The following is a 10,759-nucleotide window of genomic DNA, read 5'->3' as shown; positions in this document are numbered from 1 at the left end:
GCGCCCCCCCGGGGGCCCCCCCCCCGGGGGGGGGGGGGCCCCCCCCCCCCCGCCCGGGGGGGGGGGCCCCCACGGCCACGTGGCAGGCCAGGCGGCCTCACCCATCCGGGCGAGGCCGTCGCTGTTCACAGTCACCGCACAGGATCGGCACACGGGTGCCACAGCTCACCGACCGAGAGTGAGTGTCATGACGACGTCGATGCGATCCCTGGCGACCGGTACTGCCTCCACCGCCCCCGTGCAGCGCGTTGGCGGCGGGTGGGCACAGGCCACGACAGCAACACCGCAGGACGAGCGGACGGTGGACGACCAGCGTCCCGTCGCCGTCCTGGACGTCGTCATCCCCGTCTACAACGAGGAGGACGACCTCGCGCCGTGCGTGCGCCGGCTGCACGCACATCTGCGGGACGGTTTTCCCTACCCCTTCCAGATCACGGTGGCGGACAACGCCAGCACCGACAACACCCTGGGCATCGCGCTGGCCCTCCAGGAGGAGCTGCCCGGGGTCCGGGCCTTCCACCTGGACGCCAAGGGACGCGGCCGGGCGCTGCGGGCGGCGTGGAGCGAGTCGTCCGCGCCGGTGCTCGCCTACATGGACGTCGACCTGTCCACCGACCTGGCCGCCCTGTTGCCGCTGGTCGCCCCGCTGATCACCGGGCACTCCGACCTGGCGATCGGCACCCGGCTGTCCCGCACGTCCCGCGTGGTGCGCGGGCCGCGCCGCGAGGTGATCTCCCGCTGCTACAACATGATCCTGCGGGGGACGTTGGCGGCCCGTTTCTCCGACGCCCAGTGCGGGTTCAAGGCGATCCGCGCGGACGCGGCGTCCGCGCTGCTGCCGCTGGTCGAGGACACCGGCTGGTTCTTCGACACCGAACTGCTCGTGCTCGCGGAACGGGCCGGCATGCGCATCCACGAGGTGCCGGTCGACTGGGTGGACGATCCCGACAGCCGGGTCGACGTGGTCGCCACCGCCATGGCCGACCTCAAGGGCGTCGCCCGCCTGCTGCGTGCTCTCGGCAGCGGCGCGCTCCCCGTCGCGGACCTGCGCCGCGAGTTCGGCCGCGGACCCCTGACCGCCGCCGCCGGTAGTGCTCTGACCAGCGGAAACACTGACAGTTCGAGGGATACGGGAGACGGCGTGCAGGTTCCTGGAGTGCCACGGGGGCTGCCGAGGCAGCTGGTCCGCTTCGCCGCGATCGGCGTCGCCAGCACCCTGGCCTACCTGCTTCTGTTCGTCCTGCTGCGGACGGTCACCGGTGCCCAGGCCGCGAACCTGCTCGCCCTGCTGATCACCGCCGTGGCGAACACCGCGGCGAACCGTCGGCTCACCTTCGGTCTCACCGGCCCCGAGCAGGCCGGCCGCCACCATCTCCAGGGCCTTGTCGTCTTCGGTATCGGGCTGGGGCTGACCAGCGGCTCGCTCGCTCTTCTGCACGCCGGCAGCGGTCATCCCGGACGCGGTCTGGAGGTCACCGTCCTGGTCCTGGCGAACCTGCTGTCCACCGTCATCCGCTTCCTGCTGATGCGCGCCTGGGTCTTCCGTCCGCGGCGTCCCGCCACCAGCCAGGCCTCCTGAGCCGCGCCCACCCGCCTTCCGGTCCCGGTACGACGCCGGGCCGGCCCGCCCCAGTCAGAGTCCTGGGACGGGCCGGCCCGGCGTTTCACGTCTGGTCAGAGGCCGCGGGGAAGTCAGGGGCGCAGGATGAGCAGGAGGTCACCGACCTCGACGGAGTCGCCGCTGGTGCGCACGAGTTCGGCGATGGTACCGGCGACGGGGCTGGTGACAGCGGCTTCCATCTTCATGGCCTCGACGACGGCGAGTTTCTGGCCGGCGGTCACCGTGTCGCCGACGCCGACGACGAAGGTGACGATGCCGGGCAGGCCGGCACCGATCTGCTTCGGGTCGGCGGGGTCGACCCGGCGGGCCGCGGTGGTCGTGGCGGTGATGGAGGTGTCGCGGACCCGCACCGGGCGGGGCTGGCCGTTGACCCGCAGGTACAGGGTGCGCAGGGCGGCGTCGTCCGGTTCGGAGAGGGTCTCCAGCTCGACGATGATCTCCACACCGGGTTCCAGGGTGACGGCGAGCGGCGCGCCGGGACGCAGGCCGTAGAGATAGCCCTCGGTGGGGATGACGGAGGTGTCGCCGTAGGCCTCGACGGCGGCGAGGTAGTCCTTCCACGGGCCGGGGAACAGCAGCCGGGACAGCGCCGCGCGGCGGCGGGCGCCACCGGCGTCGAGTTCGGCGGAGTCGGCGGCGTCCAGGGTGGCCGAGGGCGGTTCCGGGTGTCGTCCGGCGAGGGCACGCTCGCGGAACGGTTCGGCGAAACCGGCCGGGGGGGTGCCGAGTTCCCCGGCGAGGTAGCCCAGGACGCTGGCGGGCAGGTCGAACTGTTCGGGGTGTTCGCGCAGCAGGTCGACGTCGATGCCGCCGCCGACGAGGAACAGGGCGAGGTCGCCGACGACCTTGCTGGTCGGGGTCACCTTGATGGGCTTGCCGAGCAGGTCGTTCGCGACCGCGTAGGCCTCCTGGACCGCGGGCCACCGGTCGCCGAGGCCGAGCGCGATGGCCTGCTGGCGCAGGTTGGTGAGCTGGCCGCCGGGGATCTCGTGCCGGTAGACCGCGCCGGTCGGTGCGCGCAGGCCCGCCTCGAACGGTGCGTACAGGTCCCGCACCGCCTCCCAGTAGGCCTCCATCGACGACAGGGCGCCCAGATCGATCCCGGTGGAGCGGGGCGTGTGGTCGGTGGCGGCGACCAGCGCCGACATGTTCACCTGGCTGGTGCCGCCGGACATCGGCGCCGCGGCGGCGTCGACGGCGTCGACACCGGCCGCGGCGGCGGCGAGCAGGGTGGCGAGCTGGCCGCCGGCGGTGTCGTGGGTGTGCAGGTGGACGGGCAGGTCGAAGCGTTCCCGCAGGGCGGTGACCAGGGTGCTGGCGGCGGTGGGACGCAGCAGACCGGCCATGTCCTTGATCGCCAGGACGTGGACGCCCGCGTCGACGAGCTGCTCGGCCAGCCGCAGGTAGTAGTCCAGGGTGTAGATCCGCTCGGCGGGGTTCGACAGGTCACCGGTGTAGCACAGGGTGCCCTCGGCGATCGCCGTGCCGGTGGCGAGCACCGCGTCGATCGCCGGACGCATCTGTTCCATGTCGTTCAACGCGTCGAAGATCCGGAAGATGTCGACGCCGGTGGCCGCGGCCTCCGCGACGAACGCCCGCACCACATCGTCCGGGTAGGGGGTGTAGCCGACGGCGTTGCGGCCGCGCAGCAGCATCTGGACGCACAGGTTCGGCGCGACCGTGCGCAGCGCGGCGAGGCGCTCCCACGGGTCCTCGGCGAGGAAGCGCAGCGCCACGTCGTAGGTCGCCCCGCCCCACGCCTCCAGGCTCAGCAGGTTCGGGGTGAGCGCGGCGAACGCGGGCGCCGCCGCGAGAATGTCGAAGCTGCGCAGCCGGGTCGCCAGCAGCGACTGGTGCGCGTCGCGCAACGTCGTGTCGGTGACGGCCAGCGTCTCCTGGGCGCGCAGCCGCGCGGCCCAGCCGGCCGGTCCAAGCTCCGCCAGCAGCTGACGTGACCCGCGCGGTTCGGCGGGGACCTCGGGCAGCTCCGGCAGGGCCGTGCGCGGGTCGACGAGGACACCGGCGGGCCGCGGCAGGCCGTTGACGGTGCTTTCGGCGAGCCGGGCGAGCATCCGGCTGGTGCGGTCGGCGCCGCGGCCGGGGACCAGCAGTTCGGGACGTTCGTCGATGAACGACGTGCTGACCCCGCCGGCGAGGAAACCCGGGTCGACCAGCACCCGACCGAGGAAGTCGATGTTGGTGCGGACACCGCGGACGCGGAACTCGTCCAGGGCCCGCCGGGCCCGCCGGGCGGCCTTCTCCAGGGTGCTGCCGCGGGTCGTCAGTTTCACCAGCAGCGAGTCGAAGTACGGGCTGACCTCCGCACCCGCGTACGTCGCCCCGTCCAGGCGGACACCGGGACCACCGGGCGACTGGTAGAAGCTGATCGTCCCGGTGTCGGGGCGGAAGCCGTCGGAGGGGTCCTCGGTGGTGACCCGGCACTGGATGGCGGTGCCACGCAGCGTGATCCGGTCCTGGCTGAGGTTCAGATCGTCGAGGCTCTCCCCGTCGGCGACGCGCAGCTGCGCGGCCACCAGGTCGACGCCGGTCACCTCCTCGGTGACCGTGTGCTCCACCTGGATCCGCGGATTCATCTCCATGAAGGTGTAGGAGCCATCGGCGCCCAGCAGGAATTCGACGGTACCGGCATTGACATAGCCGACATGGCGGGCGAATCGCACGGCGTCCGCGCAGATGCTGGCGCGCACGGCCTCGTCCAGTTCGGGCGCCGGCGCGATCTCGACGACCTTCTGATGCCGGCGCTGCACCGAACAGTCCCGTTCGTACAGGTGAATGATGTTCCCGTACGAGTCGGCGAACACCTGCACCTCGATGTGCCGCGGGCGGTCGACCGCCTGTTCCAGGAACACCGTGCCGTCCCCGAACGCCGCCGCCGCCTCCCGTGACGCGCTACCCACCGCGTCCGCGAGATCCGCCGGGCGCTCCACCCGGCGCAGTCCACGTCCCCCACCGCCCGCGGACGCCTTCACGAACAGCGGGAAACCCACCGCCGCCGCGGCCTGCTCCGCGCCCACACCGTCGGGCAACGGCGCCGAGGCGCGCAGGACCGGCAGCCCGGCCGCCATCGCCGCGTCCCGCGCCGCGACCTTGTCTCCGGTCAGGCGCAGCACCGACGGCGGCGGGCCGACGAAGGTCACCCCGGCCGCGGCACACGCCTCCGCCAGCACCGCGGACTCCGACAGGAAGCCGTAGCCCGGATGCAACGCGTCCGCTTCGGCCTGCTTGGCCACCGTCAGCAACGCGTCGATATCCAGATAACCCCGCACAGGATGCCCGGGAACACCGATCTCATAGGCCTCGGATGCCTTGGTGCGATGAAGCGCGGACACGTCCTCAGGGGTGTAGACGGCAACCGTGCGCAGGCCCAGTTCCTGGGCGGCACGAAAAACTCGGACGGCGATCTCACTGCGGTTGGCTACCAGGACCTTGCGCACACGCGCCTCCTCGGACGGGTGCGCATCATTGTGAAGGGAAAGCCCACGCACACGCCAAAGCAACGTGGCCTTCGCCACATAAGACGTCCCGGCGTTTATACTCGATCCGCTTCCACGCGGCGTCCGGCGGCACGCGGTCAGTATCGCCAGCGGGTCGCGGCGACGACCTCGTCCGGCGCGGCGGCGGCGAACCGGCGGATCTCCGCGTGCCGGAGGGCGACGACCGTGTCGTGCAGCCGCGGCCCGCAGGCGGCCCGCAGCACCTCGTCCGCCTCGAAGGCCGCCAGCGCCGCACCAAGGGTCGTGGGCAGCCGTCGGATGCCACGGCGGTCGCGTTCGGCGGCCTCCAGCCGGGCGGGGTCGACATCCACCGCGGCGGGCAGCCGGGCGCCGGCGAGCAGCCCGTCCTGCCCGGCGGCGAGCAGCGCCGCGACGACCAGGTAGGGGTTCGCCGCCAGATCGAAGCACTTCACCTCGAGGTTCGCCGAACGCCCACCGGCCGCGGCCGGGCCCGGGACCATCCGCAGCGCCGCCTCCCGGTTCTCCCGTCCCCAGCAGGCGTACACACCCGCCCACCGTGACGGCACGAGCCGCAGGTAGGACGCGACGCTCGGGGCTCCCAGCGCCATCAGCGCCGGCAGCCGCCCCAGGATGCCCGCGGCGAACGCCTCCCCGGCCGCGGTGAGTCCGGCCGGACCCGAACCCGCCCCCATCAGGTTCACCCATCCGCCCTCGGCCAGACCCACCGACACCGCGTCCCACCGCGCCGACCCGACACCCGCCCCCGCCGCGGCCCCCGCCACGGCGCCGGGATCACCGTGTCGACGCGGGCCGGACGCATCGTGGGAGCCACGCTGGTTGCCGAGGTCGTCGAGGTCGTCGAGGTCGTCCGGGTCGGCGCGCCACGGGCTGTCGTTGGCCCACAGACTGAGGTGGATGTGGCCGCCGTTGCCGACACCGCCGGCGACCAACTGGGGGGCGAACGAGGCGCGCAGGCCGTGGCGCGTGCTGATCCCGCGGATCGTCTCCTTGACCAGCACGCAGGTGTCCGCGGCGGCGAGCGGGTCCTGGGGGGCGACCGAGACCTCGAACTGACCGGCGGCGTACTCGGGATGGATCTGCTCGACGACGAGCCCCTGGTCGGTGAGCGCCGCGACGACGTCACGCAGGTAGTCGGCGAGCTCGGTGACCCGGGTCATCCCGTACGCGGGTCCGCGCGCCGCCGGTACGAACTCGTCGGGGTCGGCGTCGGCGGTGGCCACCGTCCACTCGACTTCGAACGCGAGCGCCACCTCGATCCCCCGGGTGGCGAGCCGGGCCATCTGGCGGCGGACGAGTTCCCGGCCGTCCTGTGGATGGGGCTGGCCGTCCTGGTCGCGACGGTCCGCGGGTGCCCACGCCCAGCCCGGCTGGGCGGCCAGCAGGGTCAGCCGGTCAAGGTCCGGATGCAGCCGCAGGTCGCCGACGGGGCTACCGGCCGCCGTGTCGCCGAGGATCGCGTCGTCGGGAAGAAAGGCGTCGAACACCGGCGACATGCCCACGCCCCAGACCGCCGCCGCGTCCAGCCGTCCGACCGGCACGCCCTTCACCCTCGTGATGCCGCTGTTGTCGACGAAGGTGCAGGCCACGCAGACCACCCCACGCACCGCCAGGTTCGTCGCCGCGTGCCGTGCCACCGCGGCGATCCGCTCCCGCTCCCAGCCGCCCCGAACCGCCGCCAGCGCCGACGCCGCCGGTGCTGCCGCCGCTGCCGCCTCGCCCCCGTCCGGCTCCCGGGACGTCCGCACCGCGACGGTCACCGCGGGGGACGTGGGTGGGGTCGGATGGGCGGGGGGTGCCGTTGACACTGGTTTCGGACCGGGCTCGTTCATCGTCGCCTCCTCGGCGGATGCCTGCTGGCCACCCTTCCCCGCTGCGGCGACGCCGGACCGAAGGAGCGTGCTTCCGACGGCGCGCTGGTGCCCGAGAACATCGGACGAGACGCCGACCACAGCGCGAAGTGATAACCAAAAGTAGCCGAGCTGCCGGCCGTGGCCCGAGATCAGCGCGCGCCACCCTTGGCCCGTCCAACGTTTTCCACAGTTAGCTGCGAGTCAAGAAACTCTGAAAACACGCCAACATCACGGATTTCAGATCCGACTGTCCCCAGGAGCACCGTAGTTGTCCACACGTTATCCACAGGTGTCGTCCACTGGTGCATATCACTGTGTGCAATGACCGGGGGGACGTGCCAGCCAGGCATGACCAGCCCGTCCAGGGGGGATGCACCAGGGATGGCGCTGCGCGTGGACGGAGAGCTCATCGATCACCACTGCCATGGGCTCGTCCAACGGGACCTGGACCGGCCGGAGTTCGAAAGCATGCTCACCGAGGCGGACACGCCCGGACCGCCCGGCACCACCCTGTTCGACAGCCAGCTCGGGTTCGCCCTGCGCCGCTGGTGCGCGCCCCACCTCGATCTGCCGCCGCACGCCGAGCCCGACACCTACCTCGAGCGGCGCGCCGAACTCGGCCATGAGGAGGTCCACCGTCGGCTGCTCACCGCGGCCGGGATCACCACCTTCTGCGTCGACACCGGCTTCCAGCCCGAACCCCTGACCAGTTCCGCGCAGCTCGCCGCCTACGCCACTCCAGCCGCCGCCACTCCACCCGCCGCCACCCCGCCCACCGCCACCCCCACCGGCGCTTCCACCAGCGCCACCAGCGCGCTGCCGGCGTGCGGTCTGGATGTCATGCGGCTGGAGCGGATCGCCGAGCTCGCCGCGGTCGACGTGCTCACCGGGCAGATCGGGGTGGGACATCTCGCGGACACGGTCCGTGCCCGGCTGGCCGACCGGTCATCGACGACCGTCGCGGTGAAGTCCGTCGCCGCCTACCGGGCCGGGCTGGAGCTTCCGGCGGTGCGGCCCACCGAGCGCGAGATCGCCGCCGCCACCCGGACCTGGATCAACGAGATACGTGGGGGTGCGCCGATCCGGCTGCATGATCCCGTCCTGCACGCGTTCCTGATCTGGTGCGGGGTGGACGCCGGGCTGCCCGTGCAGATCCACGTCGGCTACGGCGACAACGACCTCGACCTCACCCGCGGCAATCCCCTGCTGCTCACCGGCCTGCTGCGCGCCATCGCCCCGAGCGAGGTGAGCGTCCTGCTGCTGCACTGCTACCCGTACCACCGCGAGGCCGCCTATCTCGCCCAGGTCTTCCCGAACGTGCACCTTGATCTCGGCCTCGCCATCCACAACACCGGACGTGGCTCGGCCGCCCTGCTCGCCCAGGCACTGGAACTGGCACCGTTCGCCAAGCTGCTGTTCTCCACCGACGCCTACGCGCTGGCCGAACTGTTCCTGCTCGGCACGACCCTGTTCCGCCGGGGCCTGGCCAGCTTCCTCGACGCCGGCGTCGCCGACGACGCCTGGACGCCCGACGACGCCACCCGGATCACCCAGCTGATCAGTGCCGGCAACGCCCGCCGCGTCTACCGCCTGCCCGCGCGCCCCCAGCCCTGCGACTCCCCCACCCGGCCCTCCCCCGCCCGAGCGGCGCGATCCCGAACCGCACGATCCGAGACCGGGCGTTCCCAGACCGCACGATCCCAGACCGGGCGATCCCAGACCGCCGAGGAATCAGCTCGGACGGGCTCCCCACCCCCGCATATTGCGGCCAGGATCTGACCTCAATGGCCTCTAGGGTCGGTGATGACGCACCGAGGCGACCGGCCTCGGCACGCACATCGACACCAGCCGACCACGGAGGCGACCCCATGAGCGAGGCCACGATCACCCCAGCCCACCCCACCCTGTCCGCGGACGAGGCCGACGCCCGGGCGGAGCTGCTGGCGCAGTTGGCGGGGCGACGGTTCTTTCTGCGTTACACCGTCGACGGACTCGACGACACACAGGCGACCAGCCGGTCCACGGTGAGCGCGCTCAACCTGGCCGGCCTGATCAAGCACGTGGCACTGACGGAGCAGGAGTGGCTGCGGTTCGTCCTTGAGGGCCCGACCGCCTTCGACGACAACCCGATCGCCCACGAGGACGCGTTCCGACTGCTACCCGGGGAGACCCTGGCCGGTGTTCTCGACCTGTACGCGCGGATCGCCCAGCGCACGGAGCAGATCATCACCAACGAGATCGCGAGCCTCGACCAGGCCCACCCGCTGCCCCCGCGACCCTGGTTCCAGCCGGGCACCCAGTGGTCGGCCCGCACGGTGCTGCTGCACCTCATCGGCGAGACCGCCCAGCACAGCGGCCACGCCGACATCCTGCGCGAGGCCATCGACGGCCACCGCACCATGGGCTGACATACCAGCCCGAGATTGACGTCCTCCCCGCTCTGAAGGACGGGGATTCCTGCCGTGTCGCGCGGGTTCACGCGGCACCTCGCTGGGTTCCTGCTTCGACGCCAACCGCCGGGACGGGTCCCGGTCTTACGTCGGCTCCACAGGCGTTTTCCGTCTCCGCCCGCCCGGCGGCGACGATCCGACGGCCCTCGAACAGGATGTTCCGGGCCGCATTCAGATCACGATCATGGGTGGTGTCGCAGGCCGCGCAGGTCCACGCCCGGACCGCCAGCGGTTTCGGACCGTCTTTCACCCCGCAGACCGAACACACCTGCGACGACGGGAAGAAACGGTCGACCCTGACGACAGTCCGGCGATGCCTGGCGGCCTTCTCGCCGATCAGGGCGACCAGCGTCGCCCATCCGGCGTCGTACACCGACCGGGCCAGTGTCGTCTGGGCCAGCCCGGATACCGCCAGATCCTCGACATAGACCGCTTGGTTGTCGCGGACGAGTCAAGCGGCAAGCGTGTGGTGCTGGTCGCGGCGGGCTTCCCGGACCTTGCGGTGCAGCACCGCGACCCGGCGAACCGCCTTGCGACGGTTCGCGGAGCCCTTCCGCTTGCGGGCCAGTGCCCGCTGGGCGCGGGAAAGGTGACGCTGCTTCGACCGCAGGTGACGCGGGTTGGCCACCACCTCGCCCGTCGACAGCGTCGCCAGCCGATCCAGACCGAGATCAACCCCGACGTCGCCCGAGGTCGCCGGTGCCAGCGTGAGGACACGACGTTGCACGTCGGTGTCCGACAGCTCCTCGCCGGCCGCGTGCGTCTCATCGCGGAGCCGGATGCAGTCGTTGAAGACAACCCGGGCACAGCCGAACGCCCGCGCCAACGCCCGCGCCTGACCCGGAAACGGGTAGGCACGATAGCGGTAACGGACCAGCGGCACGCCACCCATCATACTTGGCCTATGGACATATCCGACGACTACCGCCGTGGCAGACACGTCGTTTCCGCGCTCCACGTTCACTTGGTCTTCGTGACGAAATACCGGCGTGGCGTGTTCGACGACGCGATGCTCGACGCCTGCGAGCGGACCATGCGCGCCGTGTGCGACAACTTCGGCGCCCGCCTGGTCGAGTTCAACGGCGAAGACGACCACGTGCACCTGCTGGTCGAGTATCCGGCCAAGATCGCCGTCTCCGTGCTCGTGAACTCCCTGAAGGGCGTGTCCGCGCGGATGCTGCGTGCCGAGTTCACCGGCCGGGTGAACCGGGCCTCGACGCGCGGACATTTCTGGTCCCCGTCGTACTTCGCGGTATCCGCTGGCGGAGCGCCGCTCGCACTGCTGCACGAGTACATCGAAGGGCAGCGGCGACCAGCCCCGATACGCTAACCCCACCCTGA

8 protein-coding genes are annotated in these 10,759 nt (G+C 71.8%); 4 read left to right on the top strand and 4 right to left on the bottom strand.

The genetic code is table 11. From position 1 onward, the window contains the following. The first annotated feature begins 199 nt into the window (after window positions 1-199). On the top strand, window positions 200-1,579 hold the full coding sequence (locus MXD61_RS15320; RefSeq protein WP_374628998.1) for a glycosyltransferase: 1,380 nt from the start codon (window positions 200-202) through the stop codon (window positions 1,577-1,579). Between the two features lie 113 nt (window positions 1,580-1,692). On the opposite strand, the gene MXD61_RS15315 is transcribed toward MXD61_RS15320, so the two are convergent. After that, window positions 1,693-5,076: a pyruvate carboxylase gene (locus MXD61_RS15315; RefSeq protein WP_248813877.1), complete on the bottom strand. Its 3,384-nt coding sequence runs from the start codon at window positions 5,074-5,076 to the stop codon at window positions 1,693-1,695. 137 nt (window positions 5,077-5,213) lie between these two features. Continuing rightward, complete coding sequence (locus tag MXD61_RS15310; RefSeq protein ID WP_248813875.1) at window positions 5,214-6,947, bottom strand: glutamine synthetase family protein; 1,734 nt, start codon at window positions 6,945-6,947, stop codon at window positions 5,214-5,216. A 402-nt stretch (window positions 6,948-7,349) separates the two neighbouring features. Between MXD61_RS15310 and MXD61_RS15305 the strand changes: the two genes are divergently transcribed. Both MXD61_RS15305 and MXD61_RS15300 read left to right on the top strand, forming a co-directional pair. Next, window positions 7,350-8,747, top strand: coding sequence for an amidohydrolase family protein (locus MXD61_RS15305; protein ID WP_248813874.1), 1,398 nt, complete (start codon window positions 7,350-7,352; stop codon window positions 8,745-8,747). An 89-nt stretch (window positions 8,748-8,836) separates the two neighbouring features. Beyond that, the gene (locus MXD61_RS15300) at window positions 8,837-9,376 is read left to right on the top strand and encodes a DinB family protein (RefSeq protein WP_248813873.1); all 540 of its coding nucleotides are present in this window, start codon (window positions 8,837-8,839) and stop codon (window positions 9,374-9,376) included. Window positions 9,377-9,443: 67 nt separating this feature from the next. Here MXD61_RS15300 and MXD61_RS28895 read toward each other — a convergent pair whose 3' ends face one another. Both MXD61_RS28895 and MXD61_RS15295 read right to left on the bottom strand, forming a co-directional pair. Further along, window positions 9,444-9,791: a zinc ribbon domain-containing protein gene (locus MXD61_RS28895; RefSeq protein WP_374628996.1), complete on the bottom strand. Its 348-nt coding sequence runs from the start codon at window positions 9,789-9,791 to the stop codon at window positions 9,444-9,446. A 78-nt stretch (window positions 9,792-9,869) separates the two neighbouring features. Then, window positions 9,870-10,301, bottom strand: a complete 432-nt coding sequence (locus MXD61_RS15295) for a transposase (protein ID WP_248813872.1) — start codon at window positions 10,299-10,301, stop codon at window positions 9,870-9,872. Between the two features lie 21 nt (window positions 10,302-10,322). On the opposite strand from MXD61_RS15295, the gene tnpA reads away from it, so the two are divergent. Further along, window positions 10,323-10,748, top strand: coding sequence for an IS200/IS605 family transposase (gene tnpA, locus MXD61_RS15290; protein WP_248813871.1), 426 nt, complete (start codon window positions 10,323-10,325; stop codon window positions 10,746-10,748). Window positions 10,749-10,759 lie beyond the last annotated feature (11 nt).

Source organism: Frankia sp. AgPm24 (assembly GCF_023243055.1).
GTDB classification, from domain to species: Bacteria; Actinomycetota; Actinomycetes; order Frankiales; family Frankiaceae; genus Frankia; species Frankia umida.
This window is presented reverse-complemented; position numbering and strand designations above follow the sequence as displayed.

Bases quoted from the DNA above. Each gene is read 5' to 3' on its own strand.
- MXD61_RS15320 (WP_374628998.1), top strand. From the start codon at position 200: ATGCGATCCCTGGCGACCGGTACTGCCTCCACCGCCCCCGTGCAGCGC.
- MXD61_RS15310 (WP_248813875.1), bottom strand. From the start codon at position 6,947: ATGAACGAGCCCGGTCCGAAACCAGTGTCAACGGCACCCCCCGCCCAT.
- MXD61_RS15305 (WP_248813874.1), top strand. From the start codon at position 7,350: ATGGCGCTGCGCGTGGACGGAGAGCTCATCGATCACCACTGCCATGGG.
- MXD61_RS15300 (WP_248813873.1), top strand. From the start codon at position 8,837: ATGAGCGAGGCCACGATCACCCCAGCCCACCCCACCCTGTCCGCGGAC.
- tnpA (WP_248813871.1), top strand. From the start codon at position 10,323: ATGGACATATCCGACGACTACCGCCGTGGCAGACACGTCGTTTCCGCG.